At 60.0% G+C, this 18118-nt stretch carries 17 protein-coding genes and 1 other RNA gene; 7 read left to right on the top strand and 11 right to left on the bottom strand.

Translation table 11 applies throughout. From position 1 onward, the window contains the following. Both Q0J74_RS05725 and Q0J74_RS05720 read left to right on the top strand, forming a co-directional pair. On the top strand, positions 1-1660 hold a 1660-nt coding region (locus tag Q0J74_RS05725), incomplete at its 5' end, for an HsdM family class I SAM-dependent methyltransferase (RefSeq protein WP_363315558.1). Then, positions 1647-2585 (top strand): restriction endonuclease subunit S, encoded by a 939-nt coding sequence (locus Q0J74_RS05720; protein ID WP_297211962.1) that lies wholly within the window; start codon positions 1647-1649, stop codon positions 2583-2585. The genes Q0J74_RS05725 and Q0J74_RS05720, both read left to right, overlap by 14 nt. A gap of 115 nt (positions 2586-2700) precedes the next feature. Here the strand turns inward: Q0J74_RS05720 and ssrA are convergent. From ssrA to Q0J74_RS05700, 4 genes are all read right to left on the bottom strand, one after another. Next, positions 2701-3048, bottom strand: a transfer-messenger RNA (tmRNA) gene (ssrA, locus tag Q0J74_RS05715). A 52-nt stretch (positions 3049-3100) separates the two neighbouring features. After that, positions 3101-3622: a peptidylprolyl isomerase gene (locus Q0J74_RS05710; RefSeq protein WP_297211959.1), complete on the bottom strand. Its 522-nt coding sequence runs from the start codon at positions 3620-3622 to the stop codon at positions 3101-3103. A gap of 24 nt (positions 3623-3646) precedes the next feature. Further along, positions 3647-4120, bottom strand: a complete 474-nt coding sequence (gene smpB, locus Q0J74_RS05705) for an SsrA-binding protein SmpB (protein WP_297211956.1) — start codon at positions 4118-4120, stop codon at positions 3647-3649. 61 nt (positions 4121-4181) lie between these two features. Beyond that, on the bottom strand, positions 4182-4676 hold the full coding sequence (locus tag Q0J74_RS05700; RefSeq protein WP_297211953.1) for an adaptor protein MecA: 495 nt from the start codon (positions 4674-4676) through the stop codon (positions 4182-4184). Positions 4677-4851: 175 nt separating this feature from the next. Here Q0J74_RS05700 and Q0J74_RS05695 point away from each other — a divergent pair, with 175 nt between their 5' ends. From Q0J74_RS05695 to Q0J74_RS05675, 5 genes are all read left to right on the top strand, one after another. Beyond that, the gene (locus tag Q0J74_RS05695) at positions 4852-5388 is read left to right on the top strand and encodes an NUDIX domain-containing protein (RefSeq protein ID WP_297211951.1); all 537 of its coding nucleotides are present in this window, start codon (positions 4852-4854) and stop codon (positions 5386-5388) included. A gap of 18 nt (positions 5389-5406) precedes the next feature. After that, complete coding sequence (locus tag Q0J74_RS05690) at positions 5407-6117, top strand: response regulator (RefSeq protein ID WP_297211948.1); 711 nt, start codon at positions 5407-5409, stop codon at positions 6115-6117. A 285-nt stretch (positions 6118-6402) separates the two neighbouring features. Then, a complete protein-coding gene (locus Q0J74_RS05685; RefSeq protein WP_297211945.1) occupies positions 6403-8193 on the top strand; it encodes an ATP-binding protein in 1791 nt (596 codons plus the stop codon). After that, positions 8180-9532 (top strand): hypothetical protein, encoded by a 1353-nt coding sequence (locus Q0J74_RS05680; RefSeq protein ID WP_297211943.1) that lies wholly within the window; start codon positions 8180-8182, stop codon positions 9530-9532. Before Q0J74_RS05685 ends, Q0J74_RS05680 begins: the two co-directional genes overlap by 14 nt. A 12-nt stretch (positions 9533-9544) precedes the next feature. Next, a complete protein-coding gene (locus Q0J74_RS05675) occupies positions 9545-10366 on the top strand; it encodes a hypothetical protein (RefSeq protein WP_297211940.1) in 822 nt (273 codons plus the stop codon). Positions 10367-10424: 58 nt separating this feature from the next. Here the strand turns inward: Q0J74_RS05675 and Q0J74_RS05670 are convergent, their stop codons facing one another. The 7 genes from Q0J74_RS05670 to Q0J74_RS05640 all read right to left on the bottom strand — a co-directional run bounded on the left by Q0J74_RS05670 (position 10425) and on the right by Q0J74_RS05640 (position 18029). Then, complete coding sequence (locus Q0J74_RS05670) at positions 10425-11261, bottom strand: NYN domain-containing protein (RefSeq protein ID WP_297211937.1); 837 nt, start codon at positions 11259-11261, stop codon at positions 10425-10427. An 18-nt stretch (positions 11262-11279) separates the two neighbouring features. Continuing rightward, entirely contained in the window at positions 11280-12026 is a 747-nt protein-coding gene (locus Q0J74_RS05665; protein ID WP_297211934.1) for a sugar phosphate nucleotidyltransferase, read from the bottom strand. 36 nt (positions 12027-12062) lie between these two features. Next, on the bottom strand, positions 12063-13214 hold the full coding sequence (locus tag Q0J74_RS05660) for an amidohydrolase (RefSeq protein WP_297211931.1): 1152 nt from the start codon (positions 13212-13214) through the stop codon (positions 12063-12065). A 145-nt stretch (positions 13215-13359) separates the two neighbouring features. Continuing rightward, on the bottom strand, positions 13360-14601 hold the full coding sequence (locus Q0J74_RS05655; protein WP_297211928.1) for a S1C family serine protease: 1242 nt from the start codon (positions 14599-14601) through the stop codon (positions 13360-13362). A gap of 9 nt (positions 14602-14610) precedes the next feature. Next, the gene (locus tag Q0J74_RS05650) at positions 14611-16068 is read right to left on the bottom strand and encodes a sensor histidine kinase (RefSeq protein ID WP_297211925.1); all 1458 of its coding nucleotides are present in this window, start codon (positions 16066-16068) and stop codon (positions 14611-14613) included. Beyond that, positions 16065-16760 carry a response regulator transcription factor gene (locus tag Q0J74_RS05645; protein ID WP_297211921.1) on the bottom strand — a complete coding sequence of 232 codons (696 nt, stop codon included), beginning with the start codon at positions 16758-16760 and terminating at the stop codon, positions 16065-16067. The genes Q0J74_RS05650 and Q0J74_RS05645 overlap by 4 nt, the downstream gene beginning before the upstream one ends. A 96-nt stretch (positions 16761-16856) precedes the next feature. Then, positions 16857-18029 carry a cation diffusion facilitator family transporter gene (locus Q0J74_RS05640; protein ID WP_297211917.1) on the bottom strand — a complete coding sequence of 391 codons (1173 nt, stop codon included), beginning with the start codon at positions 18027-18029 and terminating at the stop codon, positions 16857-16859. Between the last annotated feature and the right edge of the window lie 89 nt (positions 18030-18118).

Here is an 18118-nt window from a genome sequence, read left to right as displayed (position 1 = left end):
CATTATCACATTTAAGGATGATGTGACTACCATTATTGTTGTCGAGTGCAAAAAGTCTGTTGCGAAGCACGAGACAATAGAACGCGATCATCCCAAGGATTACGCCGTCGATGGCGCGCTGTATTATGCCAAGTTTCTGAAAGAAGACTACAATGTTATCGCCGTTGCAGTTAGCGGTACCAAGCGTGAAAACTTCCGCGCAAGCGCATTTCTCTGGAATAAAGGACAAGATGATTTCACCGAGTTACGCAAGGCCAGGGACATTATCCTTGAACCCCGAAACTATATTGATTTGGTAAAGGGCAAGAAAATCCAGCGTGAATACTCACTCGACAGCATACGCGAGACTGCAATTGATATGCATACATATCTGCGCGAGATCAAGATGACCGAACGACATAAGCCCATTTTTATTGCTGGTTTGCTGATTGCATTAAACGATGATGATTTTGCCAAGACTTATATTAACCTACCCTCTTTCAACAGCGTCATTACAAATATTGCAACAGCGATCGATAATGTATTACGAGATAGCGGTATAAAATACAACCGAATTCAATATATCAAGCAAGCATTTAAAAATCTATTGGATAACTCTAAGTTCGCGGCTATTCCGCTGGGCAATAAGAAATCCATTGTTTGGTACATTGAAGAACTTGAAATGAAGATCAAGCCCATGATGGACCATGCCGATAGTACCATTGACGCACTCGGTGTTTTTTACCACGAGTTTATCAAGTATTCCGGCGGTGACGGTAGCGGCCTGGGCATCGTTCTGACCCCACAACACCTCACAGAGTTTATGTGCAATCTGGCTGGGGTCAATAAGAATAGCCGTGTTGTGGATATCTGTTGTGGCTCGGGTTCTTTTCTTGTAACAGCCATGAGTATGATGTTCAGAGATGCCAATCCGGAAGAGGTTGAGCGTATTAGAGAAGACGGCTTGTACGGTGTAGAATTCGACGATGAACTGTATACTCTCGCTGTTGCCAACATGATTATTCGCAAGGACGGCAAGTCAAACATTGAGCACGGCGACTGCTTCAAGCCCGAAATCGTCCGCAAGTTAAAGAGTAAGAATATCAATATAGGTCTGATTAACCCGCCTTACTCCCAAGACGATGTGGTCGAATTGGAATTCGTGGAACACCTGTTGGACATTCTGGCTGTGAACGGCACCGGCGTTGTGGTTGTCCCCATGAGTTGCGCTATTGGCACCAAGTTCAAGGATGTTCGCAAGCGGTTGTTCCAGAAACATACCCTTGACGCGGTATTTTCCATGCCCGATGATATTTTCTATCCCACCGGCACAAATGTATGCGTCATGGTCTGGAAGGCTCATTGTCCCCACGATAGCAACCGCGAAACATTTTTTGGATATTGTAAGGATGATGGTTTTGTTAAGCGCAAGAAGTTGGGGCGTGTAGATGCATACGATAAATGGAGCACTATTGAAGAACGGTGGCTTAATCTATACCGTTACAAGGATGTAGAGGATGGCCTTAGCGCTCGTCACAAAGTAACCGATGAAGATGAGTGGCTCTGCGAAGCATATATGAAAACCGATTACTCAAAATTGGGGCAGGATGATTTCCAGCAAACTGTAAATGACTATCTAGCCTATCTAATCAGAAGCGGTGAAGTGTATGAAGATAAGTGAATTGTTCGATGTTCAGTATGGTATCAACCTTGAATTAGTTAATTGTCAGCTGACAAATGCTGATGATCCAGAAGGAGTAAACTTTGTTGCCAGAACCGCAAACAACAATGGTGTAGTTGCTCGAGTAAAAGCAATAGATGGGAAATCTCCTCATCCCGCCGGTGTGCTTACATGCGCTGGAGGAGGAAGTGTTTGCTCAACATTCGTCCAAAAGGAACCGTTTTACAGTGGGCGAGATTTGTATATTCTCACGCCGAAGAAAAATTTAACATTGAACGAAAAGCTATACTACTGTATGTGTATCCAGAATAATGCTTACCGATACAGCTACGGTCGTCAGGCAAACAAGACACTACGAGATATAGATGTTCCGGATATTGTTCCTGCTTGGGTCAATAAAACAAAAATATTACCAATCACAACTCACAACACCCCGATTACGATCCAGCTTGCAAAAGTATGGTCGGAATACAGAATGGGTGATATTTTCCGATTTGTAAAAGGGCGCAGATTGACAAAAGCAGATATGATTGATGGGGACATTAACTATCTTGGCGCCATCAGCGAAAACAACGGCGTTCGCCAGCATATACAAGTTGAGCCGAAGGACATTAGTGCGCCGAACTGCATAACAGTCAACTACAACGGTAGCGTCGGCGAAGCCTTTTACCAAGCAGAACCCTTTTGGGCCTCTGATGATGTAAACATACTGTATGCCGACGGATGGGAAATGAACAAGTACAACGCTCTCTTTATCGTAACTGTCATTAAGGCAAACCGCTATCGTTTTAGCTATGGTCGCAAGTGGACCCTTGAGAAGATGAAGGACACTATACTGAAACTTCCACAATCCGAAGACGGAACACCGGATTTTGCATACATGGAAGATTACATTAAGGCACTGCCATACGGCGATAGAATATAACAAAAGAGCGGCCAAGGCGTAAAACCTTGACCGCTCTTTCTCATTGTCGGTACTAGAACCACACCGTCACGGCAAAGCCACCGTGAAAATAATAGGTGTTCGTGTAGTACCCTTGTGGTGGAGGCGGGGGGAGTCGAACCCCCGTCCGAAAACGCTTCCTCAGGAACTTCTCCGGGCGCAGACGGTCATTTACATTCCCTTACCCTGACGTAGGCCGTCAAACTTCAGGGCTTGGTAGCTTCATTGTTCATGGTGCGCTCAAAGCTTTGCGCACACACGTGCACCACTAAACGACGCCCCAGCCCGGCTCGTGGTCCTTCCGGGTGGGACGGTCACGGCTTAAGCCGCGACAAGCTCAACGTTATCGTTGTTCTTTAATTTATAAGTTGCCCATTTTAAGGATGCTGGGCGCATCCGCCCGCTATTCCTGCCCCCACGTCCCCGTCGAAACCAGTACGCCCCCATAAAGCGGCGCGGCAAGGCCGCGCCGCGGCGGATATGCTGCTTTTCCCGGTTCAGCACTTCTCCGGCGCGGGATAGTCCACCCCGAAAGTCTCCACGGTGACCAACTTCATCCGCTGGTCCTCATAGGGCCGGTCCATCCGGTCCCGCTTGGCGCTTACGATGGCGTCGGCCACCTCCATACCCTCAATCACCTTGCCGAAGGCGGCGTAGTCGCCGTCCAGGTGGGGGGCCTTTTCCACCATAATGAAGAACTGGCTGCCGGCAGAGTTCGGATGCATGGCCCGGGCCATGGACAGTACGCCCCGGTCATGCTTCAGCTCATTTTTTACCCCGTTGCGGGCAAACTCACCCTTGATGGAGTATCCGGGGCCGCCCATGCCGGTACCGTCGGGACAGCCGCCCTGAATCATAAAGCCGGGAATGACCCGGTGGAAAATCAGGCCGTTGTAAAAGCCGGCCTGCACCAGGCTGATGAAGTTGTTGACGGAATTGGGGGCCACCTCCGGATAGAGTTCCGCCACCATCTTTTCGCCGTTCTCCATTTCAAAGGTCACAATGGGATTCTGTGCCATGTGGGTTCCTTCCTTTCCTTTCTGTCAATAGCCGCCCCGGCGCTGGGTCTTCATGGCCCGGTCCATTTCCCGGCGGGCATCCTTGGCGGCGGCGGCGTCCCGCTTGTCATAGAGCTTCTTGCCCTTGGCAAGGCCCACCTCCAGCTTTACCCGGGGACCCCGGAAATAGATGGACAAAGGGACCAGGGCGTAGCCGTCCTGCTTCACCTTGGCAAACAGGCGCAGGATCTCCCGCTTGTGCATCAACAGGCGCCGGGCGCGCAGGGGGTCCTTATTGAAAATATTTCCCTTCTCATAGGGGCTGATGTGCATGCCGTGGACGTGCATCTCCCCGTCCTTGACAATGCAGAAGGAGTCCTTCAGGTTGACGTGGCCCTGTCGGATGGACTTGACCTCGGTGCCTGCCAGCTCAATGCCCGCCTCGTACTTATCCTCAATGAAATAGTCATGGTAGGCCTTGCTGTTCTTGGCCATGATCTTGACGCCCTTTCCCTCCATGGGGCCACCTCCCTTCCGGGAAAAATCCTTGGAAATTCATTATACCACACCTGTCAATAGCTCAGACGGGGAAAAAATCCAGGATACCGGCCAGGGCGTCCCGCTCCAGCACCCGCCGGCCATGCTCGGACAAGCAGGCGTCCAGATGGGGCCGGTGGGATTCGCACCGGCCGAACTCGGAAAGGAAGGCTGCCGTTTCCCGCTGGTCTCCGGGCAGGGAGAGCCACCACCGCTCCTCCCACCAGAACAGCGCCGTCTCCGGGCAGGGACGGGTGACGCAGCGGGCGGCGGCAGCCAGATCCTCCAGCGAGCGGAAGGAAAACCAGCTTTGCTCCGGGGGACGCACATGGGCAAACACCAGTACGCCGCAGCTCTCCGGGTAGGCCTCGATCTCAATGCCGCCGTCCAGGGTGATCCCGGCCTGCTGGAAGGCGGCGCGGGTCAGCTCCAGGGCGCGCTCCAGGGTGAGCTCCGCCGGGGTCAGGCCATATTCCTTCAGGTCGGCCGGGGTGATGTACAGCGCCACGCTGGCGCTTCCGATGGATTGAATGGTCATAGCGTTCCTCCTTCGGGTCATGGTCCCATTATACCGGATGGGGCGGGCCGGGGATAGCAGTAATCCCTGGAGGGATTGGAAAAGGTGAGGCTGGAACCAGACGGGGAAATGTGATATACTAGGTACAGTCATATACGGGTGCGGGCGCGGCCCGCGCCGGAAGGGAGCGGGGACAATGGAGCTGTGGGAAAAAACACTGGAGAGCCAAACCCTGTTTGAGGGAAAGATTGTCACGGTCAAGCTGGACCAGGCCCAGCTGGTGGACGGTACGGTGGCGCGCCGGGAGGTGGTGGAGCATCCCGGCGGGGTGTGCATCCTGCCCCTGTTTGACGACGGAACGGTGAGCATCGTGCGGCAGTTCCGCTATCCCTTCCAGGCTGTGGTCACCGAGCTGCCCGCCGGCAAGCTGGAAAAGGGGGAGGATCACCGTCCCGCCGCCATCCGGGAGTTGGCGGAGGAGGTGGGGGTTACCTGCGGCAAGCTGACCTACCTGGGCTGTCTGTACCTCTCCCCCGGCTTTTCCACCGAGGTACTGCACATGTACCTGGCCCAGGAGCTGAAACAGGGCCAGTGTCATCCGGACGCGGACGAGTTTCTGGAGGCAGAGCGGGTTCCCTTTTCCCAGCTGTTGGCCCAGGTCCTCTCCGGTGAGATTGTAGACGCTAAAACCGTGGCGCTGGTACTGAAAACCAGGCAGCTGCTGGATCTGTAGACAGAACGGGAGGCCGGCATGAGCAAGCGCATTTTGATTGTAGAGGACGAAAAGAATATTGTGGACATCCTCAGCTTCAATCTGAGCAAGGAGGGCTACGAAACGCTGGAGGCCTATGACGGTCAGGCCGGGCTTCAGCTGGCCATGGAGCAGGACCCGGACCTGATCCTGCTGGATCTGATGCTGCCCAAGCTGAACGGCTTTGACGTATGCCGCAGCCTCCGGCAGGCTGGGCGGAATACGCCCGTCATCATGCTCACCGCCCGAGAAGAGGAGACCGACAAGGTTCTGGGTCTGGAGCTGGGGGCGGACGATTATATCACCAAGCCCTTTTCCATACGGGAACTGCTGGCCCGGATAAAGGCCAACATTCGCCGCAACGAAATGGCCGCGGCAGCTCCCACCGGGGCGGCCAAGCCCGCCGGGCAGCGGCTGGAGCTGGGCCGAATCGCCATTGATCCGGAGCTGATGGTGGTCTATAAGGACAGCCGCCCGCTGGAGCTGACCCAGCGGGAGTATGAGCTGATCCGCTTCCTGGCCTCTCAGCCGGGCAAGGTCTTCTCCCGGGAAGCCTTGATGGAGCATGTGTGGAACTACGAGGGCTACGTGGGCGATGTGCGGGCGGTGGACGTGGCGGTGCGCCGCCTGCGGGAGAAAGTGGAGGACGACCCGGCGGCCCCCCAGTTTGTGGTGACTCGCAGAGGGTTGGGTTATTACTTTAACGCCTGAGCGCTGCAAACACCTTTCGCCCGCCGGGGCAGCCTCCACGGGACCCGCAGCGCGGGACGGCGCCTGCGCCGCACAAGCGCTTTGCCCTTGGCAAAGCCTTGATGGCCGGGGGAATTCACTTTCCCCGGCCAGATGCAGTCCGCCTATAGGCCCCCAAGGGCAAGGCCCTTGGGAATCGGACGACCCGGCGGCCCCCCAGTTTGTGGTGACTCGCAGGGGGTTGGGTTATTACTTTAACGCCTGACTCCTATCCCATTCTTATCGAAAGGAGGTGTCCACCGCCCCATGTTCCGCAGCCTGCACATGAAACTGATGCTCATTATGACGCTGCTCATTATCCTGCTGATGACGGTGGTGGGCGCGTTCCTGATCAATTCGGTGGCCAATTACTACACCCAGGACTTCTATGCCCAGATGTCCGAGGCTTTTCAGGACCAGGACTTCTGGTCGGACCTGAATACCCCCGTCCAGGGCGAGGAGGACAGCGTGGCCAACATTGTCCAGATCCTGGATAACTATTACAGTGTGCTGGGGGTGGACAACCGCAGCCGGAAGTACTATGTGCTGGACGGCAGTGACGGCCGCTGGCTGGCCTGCTCGGACAAGCAGGAGAGCGGCGATCAGTTGGACATGGACTCCCGCAACCTGATGCGGGTGCTGGCAGGTGCGGCATCCAGCGACGACAGCGACCCCACCGCCCCCTATATGGATGTGGCGGTGGCGGTGCAGCGCGGGGAGAGCCGGTATATCATCTACGTCCGGGACGACGGCACCAATGCCGCCGCTCTGAACAGCGAGCTGATGACCCTGATTGTGGAGGCGCTGGTCTTTGGCCTGATTATCTCCGTGCTGCTCTCCTTCCTGCTGTCCAAGACCCTAATCACCCCCATTGAGCGGTTGACAGAGGGAGCCGAGCGGGTGGCAGACGGAGATTTTTCCCAAAAACTGGAGGTCGCCTCCCGGGATGAGATCGGCGTGCTCACCGGCACCTTCAACGACATGGCCCGGCAGCTGCGCACCACCCTGGAGGCGGTGGAGAACGAGCGCAACAAGCTGGGGACCCTGTTTCTCCACATGACCGACGGCGTGGTGGCCTTCTCTCGGGACGGCACGGTGATCCAGTCCAACCCGGCTGCGGAGGACATGTTGGGCCGCGCCATCCCCATTGGGGGACGCGAGAGCTACGAGACCCTGTTTGCCGATATTGCCCCTCTTCAAGGGGTGCTGGCGGTGGAGCCGCCGGGCTACCTGGACGGCACCCGCTCGGTGGGCGGACGCAGTCTGGAGCTGCTGCTCACGCCCTTCGATCAGGAGCGGCAGGGCGGCGTGCTGGTGGTGATCCATGATGTGACCGAGCAGCACAAGACCGAGGAGATGCGCCGGGAGTTTGTGGCCAACGTCTCCCACGAGCTGCGCACCCCTCTGACCAACATCCGCTCCTATGCGGAAACCCTGGTGGACAACGCAGGTGAGCTGCCCGCCGATGTGGAGAAAAACTTTCTGGGCGTCATCCTCAACGAGTCGGACCGCATGACCCACATCGTACAGGATCTGCTCACCCTCTCCCGGTTTGACTCCGGCCGGTCGGAGCTGAAGCTGGCCCCCTTCCCCTTTGGCCAGGCGGTACAGGATGTGTACAGCGCAGTGCTGATGGAGGCCCAGCGCCACGGCCACCAGGTATCTCTGGAAATTCCGGAGCATCTGCCCGACATTGTGGGGGACCGGGAGCGGATTGTCCAGGTGATGATGAATGTGGTGTCCAACTCCATCAAATACACCCCCGACGGGGGGCGAATCCGCATTTCCGCCGGCCAGTGGCCGGGGAAGGTGTGGATGGAAGTGGCGGATAACGGCATCGGCATCCCGGCGGAGGACCGGGAGCGGATTTTTGAGCGGTTCTACCGGGTGGACAAGGCCCGCTCCCGGGAGTCGGGGGGTACGGGTCTGGGGCTCTCCATTGCCAAGGAGATTGTGGACCGGCATGAGGGTACCATCGAGCTGCTGGACCGGCCCGGTCCCGGCTTGACGGTGCGCATCACGCTGCTGACGGAGGGACCGCGCCATGGACGGGAATAAGCGCCGGCGCCGCCGGCACCGGAAGTGGGTGGAGACCCTCAAAAGCGTGCTGATCGTATTGCTGACCCTGTCCGCCGTGTATCTGACCCTGCTGGCGCTGGACTACAGCAAGGTATCCTGGGCGCCGCTGCAGGGGGTACTCGCCCTGTTCCGTCCGGAGCGGGAGCAAACCCCTTCGGACACCTTTTCTCCCGCCCAGTTCTCCATCATACCCAAACCCGTGCGCCTGGCGGTATGCGATGGGACGGACCGGCTGGCCGTCCAATACGACAGCCAGCAGACCGACCTGCTGTATGACACGCTGAACATCCTCCTCACCGAGGCTCTGGCCAGCGCCTCCTCCCCCCAGAAGGTGGCAGAGAGTGCCTGGCGGAATGCCTTGCAGGCGCCGGGTGTGTGGTTTGATTTTCTGGGACCGGTTCCGCTGGAGGCGCTGTACGCCTGGCTGGGAGAGGGAGGCAGCAACCCGGCGCTGGTCCACTCCGCCCGGCGGATGGCGGTGGCGCTGGACGGAGACGGCCAGGTGCGCCTATACTATCATAATGAATCAGACGGCCTGTACTATGCCTGCGCCACCACAGTGGTCTATGAGGGACATATGGACACCCTGATCTCCGGCTATGGGGGCAACGGCGTCTGTTACGTGTTTGAGTTGGAGGATAACAGCGGCTATCAGGCCCTGGACCCCTATGTGCTGCTCTCCTCCGGCACGCTGTCCCCCGCGGTATACCATGCCTCCAATCCGCTGGCTGAAATTGACGAGGCGCTGGTGGCCGACCTGCAGCAGGCGCTCTTTTTCCAGCCCCAGAGCAACTCCGTCTACCCGGTGGCCAACGGCATTCGCATCCGGGAGGGACGGGAGACGCTGGAGCTCAGCCGGGACGGCACAATATCCTACCACGGAGGCGACGGAGACTCCGCCCGCTACCCCATCTCCGGCGGAGGGGACGGCGACCTTCCGGCCCTGGCGGAGGCCACCTGGCGTCTGGCAGCGGACACCGTGGGCCGCTGGTGCGGAGCGGCCCGTCTGTATCTGATGCGCATGGAGGTGCAGGAGGACGGGAGCACCCTGGTATGCTACGGATACAGCCTGAACGGAGCGGAGGTAGCCCTGTCCGGGGGCCGCTGTGCCGCCCAGTTTACCATTTCCGGCGGCCAGATCACAGATTACACCCTGTACCTGCGCAGCTATGAGCAGACCGGCCAGACCAGCCTGGTGCTGCGGGAACCGCAGGCGGCCGCGGCGCTGGAGGCGCTGGCGCCCCAGGGCAGGGAGTTGGTACTGTGCTACAGCGACAGCGGTAGGGAGTCGGTTCAGGCCGGCTGGATCGCCAGATAAGCGGGAGGGGCTATGGAGTGGTCTAAAATCAAAACCATCATCCTGCTGCTGCTGGTGGGAGTCAACGGATGTCTGCTGCTGCTGGTGGGCCTGCGGGTGGGGCGGGGCGCCCTGTATGAGGATGAGACCCGCCAGGCTGCCATTCAGGTTTTGGAGCAGAGCGGCATTGCCTTCGGTCTGGAGCAGGTACCTAGGGACATGGATCTGCCCACCCTGAGTGTCATCCGGGACCGGGGCGGCGAGGAGGAGATCTCCCGTCTTCTGCTGGGCAGCGTAACCCAGACCGGGGAGAGCGAGGTGCGGCCCAGCTACTCCGGGGCAAACGGCAGGGCGGAATTTTCCATGAACGGCGCTTTTACCGTAACCTTTACCCAGCCCCGCTGGCAATGTCAGGCGGGCCAGAGTCCTGATGAGCTCTCGCTCTCCTGTCTGGAGCAGCTGGGGGTCCAGGGTGCGTTGGAGCGGTCTGACGCACAGGGCGGCACCACCGTACTCACCTATGTGCAGACCTGGGAGGGCATCCCCCTTTTCTCCTGCCGGATCACTCTGACCTGGGAGGAGGGGAGCCTGACCGGGATAGAAGGTGTCCGTCTGGCCGGAACGGCCGACGGCGGCACTCAGTCGCTGCTCTCCACCCCCACGGTTCTTATGCGCTTTTTGGCCAGCGTCAGCGAGGGTGGATCGGTTTGCAGCCGGATCGAGGCCATGGAGCCGGGCTATCTGACCAGCGGCAGCGGACGCTCGGTGCAGCTGAACCCGGTGTGGCGCATTGTCACCGATACCGGCACCTATTACGTGGACGGGGTGACGGGCGCCGTCACGGCGGAGAACTGAACGGAAGCAAAACACAGCGGACCCGCGCCAGGCGCGGGTCCGCTCGTTTTCTTTCCGCCTATTTCCGGGCTTTGTCCCGGACATAGATATGCTTGACGTGGGGCAGGCTGGTCTGGCGCACATCCACCTCAAACCGGGGCAGATAGCGCACCAGCTGGGTCAGCTTGGAAAAGCCGAAATTTCGGGGGTCGAAGTCGGGCTGCTTTTTCACCAGCAGATTGCCCAGATCCCCCATAAAGGCGTAGCCGTCCTCGTCGGCCATGGTCTCCACCGCGTCGGCGATCAGCTCCACCACCGCCCTGGGTACCTTGGATTCCGGCTCCGGCGGTTCCGGCTCCGGCGCCGGGGCAGGCGCGGCCTCCTCCTTCTTCCGGGTGGATTTTTTGGTCTTGCTCTGCTTCTCCGGCTTGGTCTCCTCCGGCTTTATCTCCTCCGCCCTGGCCTGCTCGGCGGCGGAGCGGATGACTTCAATATACACAAACTTATCGCAGGCCACAATAAAGGGATTGGGGGTCTTCCGCTCCCCCATACCGTACACCTTTTTGCCCGCCTCCCGCAGGCGGATGGCCAGGCGGGTGAAGTCGCTGTCGCTGCTCACCAGTACAAAGCCGTCCACCTGGCCGGTGTACAGAATGTCCATAGCGTCGATAATCATGGCCGAATCGGTGGAGTTCTTTCCCGTGGTATAGCCGTACTGCTGAACCGGAGTGATGGCGTTTTCCAGCAGCAGCGGCTTCCAGGAGGCCAGGTTGGGAGTGGTCCAGTCGCCGTAGATGCGCTTGATGGTGGGGGTGCCGTACACCGCCACCTCCGCCATTACATCGCCGATGGCGGAGCGGGGAGCGTTGTCCGCGTCAATGAGCACCGCCAGGCGCAGGTCTTTTTGTTCCGCCATGCTCCTCTTCCTTTCGGCTCAGTCCTTCCGGGACTGGACGATGTGCTCCACCTGCTCCAGCTGCTCCACTGTGTTGACCCCCAGCATCTCCTGGGCGGTACAGGTGGGACAGGCGTTCACCTTCCCGCCCCGGGCCAGAATGTAGGCCGGGGCGTCGGTGAGGTAATACTCCCCCTGGGCGTTGTTGGGCTTGAGCTGGTCAATGGCCTGCCACAGAGCTGCCGCCTGGAAGACATACACCCCCACGTTCAGCTCCCGGATGGCCTTCTCCTCCGGCGTGCAGTCCTTGTCCTCCACAATGTGGCTGAACCGGCCCTCCCCGTCCCGCACAATGCGGCCGTAGGGCAGCTCCTCCTCCGACACGGCGGAGAGGAGGGTACAGTCGTTGCCCTGTTCCAGATGGGTGCGGATCAGGGACTCATAGGTGGACCGCCGCATCAGGGGCATATCCCCATAGCAGATCAGGACGCTGCCCTGGAACTCTCCCAGGGCCTCCCGGGCGCATTGCACCGCGTGTCCGGTCCCCTTCTGAGGCTCCTGCACCGCGTGGGGATAGTCCGGGAAGGCGGCCAGCACCTTTTCCCGCTCGTAACCCACCACCAGCACCACATCCTCCCTCTTCAGGAAGGACAGCTCCTCCAGCACATAGCCCAGCAGGGGACGCCCCGCCGCCTGGCGCAGCACCTTGGGCAGGTCAATCCCCTCCGTCCGCAGTCTGGTCCCCTTCCCGGCGGCCAGCACCACCGCTTTTACCGTATGCTCCATGGTATTTCCTCCGCTTTCCTTGTTTCTTCCGGCGCCTCAGCGCACCTGATTTCCGTCAATAAACACCGCCCGGATTTCCCCGTTCCAGGCAAAGGGATGTCCGGCGGTCACCACTACGTCGGCGTCCTTTCCCGGCGTCAGGCTCCCCACCCGCTTGGACAGGCCCGCAATCTCTGCCGCGGTGGAGGTAATGGCCGCCAGGGCTTCCTCCTCCTCCATGCCGCCCCGCACCGCCATGGCGGCGCACAGGGGCAGATACTGGATGGGGGTCTCCGGGTGATCGGTGCAGATGGCCACCTTCACCCCCGCCTTGGCCAGCAGAGCTGGATTCTCCAGTGTCTGGCCCACCAGCTCCGGCTTGGACCGGTCGGTGAGGCAGGGGCCGGTGATCACCGCCGCCCCCTCGGCGGCCAGAAGCTCGGCCACTTTGTAGCCCTCGGTGCCGTGGACGATGACATAGTCCAGGCCGAACTCCCGGCTGATGCGCACCGCCGTGGCAATGTCGTCCGCCCGGTGGGCATGGAAATGGGCGGGTACATCCCCCTCCACCACCGGCACCAATGCCTCCAGCTTGGCGTCAAAGTCGGGCATATCCTCCTCCGGGTCCTCGTCCGCCTTGGCCTGCTTGTCCTGATACTCCTGAGCCTTGGACAGGTTTTCCCGGATGATGGCCGCGGTAGCCATCCGGGTCACCGGGGTCTCCTTCCGCTCATTGTATACCGACTTGGGATTCTCTCCCAGGGCAAATTTCATGGCCGCCGGGGCCTTAAGCACCATCTCATCCACCCAGCGCCCGCTGGTTTTCAGCGCCAGAAACTGCCCGGCGATGGGGTTGGCCGATCCCGGTCCGGTGAGCACTGTGGTGACGCCCCCCCGGCGGGCCTCCGCAAAGCCCCGGTCCAGGGGGTTGACTCCGTCAATGGCCCGCAGCTGGGGGGTGCAAGGGTCGGTGGATTCGTTGCCGTCGTCCGCCTCGAAGCCCAGGGCGTCGCCAAACAGACCCAGGTGGCAGTGAGCGTCAATGAAACCGGGGAGAATGTGTCCCCCCCGGGCATCCAGTCCCTCCGGGGCCTCCGTCAGCTCCTCCATAGGTCCTACCGCCGTGATTTTCCCCGCTTCAAAGGCCACATACCCACTGGGAATCACCGGTCCATCCATGGGATGGACCACGCCATTGTAAATAATCATCCAACCGCGCCTTTCGACAAAACTTCCAATTGACATTTTATGGAATATCAGCTAAGCTATGCTTACAGCTTATCCAATATGCGTGTACGATCCATTCTCCCGCAGACATCTGGACTTGGGCGCCTCCGCCGGAGGCGCCCCTTTCTTATCCCTCCAGGGTGTACTGCTCCACCAGGGCCACATCCGCCTCCAGCCAGAGTCCTTCCCGCCAGAAGCGCAGGGCAAGCACATCCCCCGCCGACAGCTGCTCCTTCACCGCCAGCAGCTCGTCGGTGGTGGTAACGGGTGTACCGTTGGCCAGGGTGATGATATCCCCCACCTCCAGCTTTCCCTCGGCGTCGGAGCCGGTCTGGACGGACTCCACCCGTACCCCGGCGGGCATACTGCCGTAAGCCGACACCGCCCGCACGGTAATGCCGATGGTGGGTCGGCCGGTAACCACCCCGTGGGCGATAAGCTCATCCACAACGCTCTTGACGGTGGCGGTGGGAATGGCAAAGCCCAAACCCTCCACCGTGCTGTCGTAGGACTCCATCTTCAGGTTGGTGATGCCCACCACCTGGCCGTACTGGTTGATCAGTGCGCCGCCGGAGTTGCCGGAGTTGAGAGCGGCTGTGGTCTGGAGAAGAACCATGGTATAGCCGTCCACATACACATCCCGGTTGATGGCGGAGATGATGCCGTCGGTCATGGTTCCCCGCAGCTCCTCCCCCAGAGGGTTGCCGATAGCCAGCACCGTATCCCCCACCTGGAGGGCGGCGGAGTCGCCAAATTCCGCCGGGGTCAGCACCCCGGCGTCAATCTTGAGCACCGCCAGATCGGTCTGCACGTCATAGCCCACCAGCAGGGCGGGATACACCCGCTCGTCCTGGAGCACCGCCTCCACCCGGCTGCATCCCTCAATGACATGGGCGTTTGTAATGAGGTAACCGTCATCCGTCATAAGAACTCCGGTACCGAAAAACAGTCCCTCCTGGGAGGTCCCCCGGATGCTGACGATGGAGGAGATGTTCTCCTGGTAAATCTGCTGAAAGCTGTGAGGCGCCTCCCCGCCGGCGGGAACGATGGACAGGGTGGTACCGTCGCCGGTGGGCGCCCGCTCCACCGTGGTAACTTCGGCGGGCGGCGTCTGCTCCTCTGCCCAGTCGTCCTTCTGCTCCTCCCAGGTCTGCCGCCCCCCCTGCTGGAACCGAAGCTCCTCCCTCATCCGGGCGGCGTCCCACATCCGCAGAAGCACGGCGGTGCCGACAAGCAGCAGCAGCGTGCAGAGAAACAGCACCACCGCCCGGCCGCCCCCACGGCGCCCGGGCCGGGCCTGCGGGCGGGCGGGCGGGCCGGGCCGGAGGGTCGGCCGCGGTCCATCCTGATCGTAGTAGTAGCCCCGCATACATCCCCCTTACGCCAGGGTCAGCGTGAAGACAAATTCCGTCACGCCGTCCTGGCTGGTTACGGTAATGTTTTCCTTATGATTGTTCAAAATGGTCTTGACGATGTACAGCCCCAGGCCCACACCCTCCCGGTCCACGCTGCGGGATTTGTCGCTCTTGTGGAACCGGTCAAAAATCATGGCCAACTCGTCTGGGGGAATGGTCTGGCCGGTGTTGCGCACCGACACATGGGCCTTGCCCCCCTTGGCTGCAATGGAGATGCCCATGGTACTCCCCTCGCTGGAGAATTTGATGGCGTTGTCCAGCAGATTATAGCACACCTGGGTGATGGCGTCCGGGTCTCCCCACACCATCACCGGGGCGTCGGGCAGTTGGGTGTCCACGTCCAGGTGGCGGGAGTTGATCTTGTTCTCCAGGCTCACCAGCACCCGCAGCATCACCTCGGACACGTCGAACTGCTCCTGAGCGGTAACATTCTCCGCGGACTGGAGTCTGGACAGGTCCAGCATCCGCCGCACCAGCCGGGACAGCCGCCGGGTCTCCGCGGAGATGGTCTGGAGAGCGGCCCGCTCCTTGTCCGGGGGAATGGTGCCATCCAGGATGCCATCAGAGAAGCCGGCGATGGTGGTCATGGGGGTCTTGAGTTCATGGGAGATGTTGGCCACAAATTCCGAGCGGCGCTCCTCGCTTTTGGCGATGGAGTCGGCCATGGCGTTAAAGGCCTCCGCCAGCTCTCCCACCTCGTCCTTCCGGTCCTCGCAGCCCTTTACCCGCACATCGTACTCCCCGTGGCCGAATTTCCGGGCGGTCTCCGCGATCTCCTGCAGGGGTTTGGTCTGTTTCAGGGAGGTTACCGAGCTGGTGAGAAAGGCAATACACAGCACCACAACGGCGGTAAAAAAGAAGATGGAAGTGAAGGCCCGCCACAGCTCGGTGAGGCTGGAGGCCTCCGCCGCCACATAGGCCACACCCACCATGCTCTGCCTGGTTTGTCCGGTGGTCAGATCCACCGTTTTGACCACAATGGGCGTGCCGGCCACATAGCGCTTTTCCGGGAAAAAGCCCCCCAAATCACTCATGCCGGTATAATCGCCGTTCTGGGCCACCTGTTCCACCACCGACTGGGGCAGATAGCTGCCCGCCAGCTCCTGATAGCTTCGCATGGTGATGCCGTCGGTGGACACCACCATCTCCCCGTCGGCCTCGGTAATCAGCACCACCGCGTCGGAGATCTGGGCGATGGTGGCGATCATGGCAATGTAGACATCATCCTCCACACCCAGTCCCAGGGAGCGGGACTTGGAGGTGAAGCTGGCCACATAGTTGGCGTTGCGCTCCATGGCCTCTCTGGTCTGGCGCAGGGTGTACTGGTAGGACAGGGTAAAAAAGGCGGTCCCCAGCAGGGCAAAGGAGATGAGGATCATCCCCGCCGTCAGGGCAAACTGCCGCTTGTACAGGCTCCTCATCCGCCGGTCACAACCTCGAACTTATAGCCCACACCCCACACCGTCTTCAGGCTCCACTGGTCGCTGACTCCCTCCAGCTTTTCCCGCAGGCGCTTGATATGTACATCCACCGTGCGGGAGTCGCCGAAGTAGTCAAAGCCCCACACCTCATCCAGCAGCTGGTTGCGGGTAAACACCCGGTTAGGAGAGGCGGCCAGATGGTACAAAAGCTCCAGCTCCTTTGGGGGGGTGTCGATCCGCTTGCCGTCCACCAACAGCTCATAGGAGTCCAGATTGATCACCAGCTTGTCGAAGGAGAGCTTTTTCTCCCCGCTGCCGCTCTCCTCCCCGCCGAAGCGGCGGAGCACCGCGTGGATGCGGGCCAGCACCTCCTTCATTTCGAAGGGCTTCACAATATAATCGTCCGCACCCCCCTCCAGGCCCGCCACCTTGTCCTGGGTCTCCCCCTTGGCGGTGAGCATGATGACAGGGGTCTTGTCGTTCTCCCGGATTTTTTTCAGTACCGACCAGCCGTCCATGACGGGCAGCATAATGTCCAGCAGCACCAGATCCGGATGGAAGGACCGGAACAGCTCCACGCCCTTTCCCCCGTCGCCGGCCACCGCCGTCTCAAACCCCTCCTTTTCCAGATAGAGATGGAGCAGCTCGGCAATGTTGGACTCATCTTCCACGATGAGGACTTTCTTGGCCATAATGCACCGTCCTTTTCCAGCGCCTTTCCTTGCGCCGTTTTTTCCTATTATAACCCCTTTCCGCCGGACTGGGTGAATATTTTGTAAATGTCTCCCCTATCGCCCCACATAGGAGCGATCCAGCTGGAGTACGGTGTAGTAGTCCGGATTCAGTCCCCGCACCAGTTCCTCAATCCGGCGGGCAAGCTCTTCGTCGGACAGCTTGTAGCGGTGGGGTACCACCACATCGAAAATCAGATTGGTGTGCTGGGGGCCGCGGGTCACCCGGAAGTCGTGGATGGTCATCTCCGGGTCCAGCTGCCGCACCAGCCCCCTGACCTGCTCCCGCAGGCGGTTGACCTGCTCATCCTCGGTGGCGATGGGGTCCATGTGGACCGTGGTCTCCACCCCGAATTTTTGGTAGATCTCCCGCTCAATGTGATCAATGGCGTCGTGGGCCGCCATAATGTCGGCGTTCTGGGGAACCTCCGCATGGAAGGAGCACATCCGCCGTCCGGGTCCGTAGTCGTGGATGACCAGATCGTGCATCCCCACCACCTGCTCGTGGCTGAGCACCACCTCCTGGATCTGCTTCACCAGAGCGGGATCGGGGGCGCTGCCCAGCAGGGGGTCAATGGTGTCCCGTGCCGCCCCCCAGCCGGCCCGCAGGATAAAGACCGCCACCACCAGGCCAATCCACCCGTCCACACACAGCCCGGTCAGTCCCCCCACCAGGGTGCCTGCCAGCACGGCGGAGGTGGCCGCCATGTCGGACAGGGAGTCGGTGGCGGTGGCCTCCATGGCCGCCGAGCCGATCCGCCGGCCCAGCTTCCGGTTGAACAGGCACATCCACAGCTTCACCAGGATGGAGGCCGCCAGGATAGCCACCGACAGGGCGGAAAAGGCCACCGGCTCCGGCCGGAGGATTTTCTCAAAGGAGCTTTTGCCCAGCTCCACACCTACCATCAAAATAAGAAGCGATACCAGCAGCCCCGCCAGATATTCCATCCGCCCGTGTCCGAAGGGATGTCCGTCGTCCGCCTTCTGCCCCGCCAGCTTGAAGCCCACCAGGGTAACCACCGAAGAGCCGGCGTCGGACAGGTTGTTGAACGCGTCCGCCGTCACGGCGATGGAGCCGGTGAGCAGGCCGGCCAGCATCTTCCCCGCCGACAGCAGCAGATTGAGAAAAATACCCACTCCGCCGGAGAGTATCCCGTACCGCTCCCGCACAGCGGGATCCCCCACATTCTCCCAGTCCGGGATAAAGCGCCGGACCAATCGCTCTGTCATACCATTGCCCCCTCCAATAGGTTACCCGTAATTATCTCACGTCCCTCCGGCAACGTCAAGCCGCCGGTCTGTTTTTTCCTTTTCCCGGA

Source organism: uncultured Flavonifractor sp. (assembly GCF_944387675.1).
Lineage (GTDB): Bacteria > Bacillota > Clostridia > Oscillospirales > Oscillospiraceae > Flavonifractor.
The sequence above is the reverse complement of the archived record's forward strand: the minus strand, read 5'-3'. Positions and strand labels throughout refer to the sequence as shown.

Excerpts from the sequence above, each read along its gene's own strand:
- Q0J74_RS05720 (WP_297211962.1), top strand. The coding sequence starts at position 1,647 with ATGAAGATAAGTGAATTGTTCGATGTTCAGTATGGTATCAACCTTGAA.
- Q0J74_RS05710 (WP_297211959.1), bottom strand. The coding sequence starts at position 3,622 with ATGGCACAGAATCCCATTGTGACCTTTGAAATGGAGAACGGCGAAAAG.
- smpB (WP_297211956.1), bottom strand. The coding sequence starts at position 4,120 with ATGGAGGGAAAGGGCGTCAAGATCATGGCCAAGAACAGCAAGGCCTAC.
- Q0J74_RS05700 (WP_297211953.1), bottom strand. The coding sequence starts at position 4,676 with ATGACCATTCAATCCATCGGAAGCGCCAGCGTGGCGCTGTACATCACC.
- Q0J74_RS05695 (WP_297211951.1), top strand. The coding sequence starts at position 4,852 with ATGGAGCTGTGGGAAAAAACACTGGAGAGCCAAACCCTGTTTGAGGGA.
- Q0J74_RS05690 (WP_297211948.1), top strand. The coding sequence starts at position 5,407 with ATGAGCAAGCGCATTTTGATTGTAGAGGACGAAAAGAATATTGTGGAC.
- Q0J74_RS05685 (WP_297211945.1), top strand. The coding sequence starts at position 6,403 with ATGTTCCGCAGCCTGCACATGAAACTGATGCTCATTATGACGCTGCTC.
- Q0J74_RS05680 (WP_297211943.1), top strand. The coding sequence starts at position 8,180 with ATGGACGGGAATAAGCGCCGGCGCCGCCGGCACCGGAAGTGGGTGGAG.
- Q0J74_RS05675 (WP_297211940.1), top strand. The coding sequence starts at position 9,545 with ATGGAGTGGTCTAAAATCAAAACCATCATCCTGCTGCTGCTGGTGGGA.
- Q0J74_RS05670 (WP_297211937.1), bottom strand. The coding sequence starts at position 11,261 with ATGGCGGAACAAAAAGACCTGCGCCTGGCGGTGCTCATTGACGCGGAC.
- Q0J74_RS05665 (WP_297211934.1), bottom strand. The coding sequence starts at position 12,026 with ATGGAGCATACGGTAAAAGCGGTGGTGCTGGCCGCCGGGAAGGGGACC.
- Q0J74_RS05660 (WP_297211931.1), bottom strand. The coding sequence starts at position 13,214 with ATGATTATTTACAATGGCGTGGTCCATCCCATGGATGGACCGGTGATT.
- Q0J74_RS05655 (WP_297211928.1), bottom strand. The coding sequence starts at position 14,601 with ATGCGGGGCTACTACTACGATCAGGATGGACCGCGGCCGACCCTCCGG.
- Q0J74_RS05650 (WP_297211925.1), bottom strand. The coding sequence starts at position 16,068 with ATGAGGAGCCTGTACAAGCGGCAGTTTGCCCTGACGGCGGGGATGATC.
- Q0J74_RS05645 (WP_297211921.1), bottom strand. The coding sequence starts at position 16,760 with ATGGCCAAGAAAGTCCTCATCGTGGAAGATGAGTCCAACATTGCCGAG.
- Q0J74_RS05640 (WP_297211917.1), bottom strand. The coding sequence starts at position 18,029 with ATGACAGAGCGATTGGTCCGGCGCTTTATCCCGGACTGGGAGAATGTG.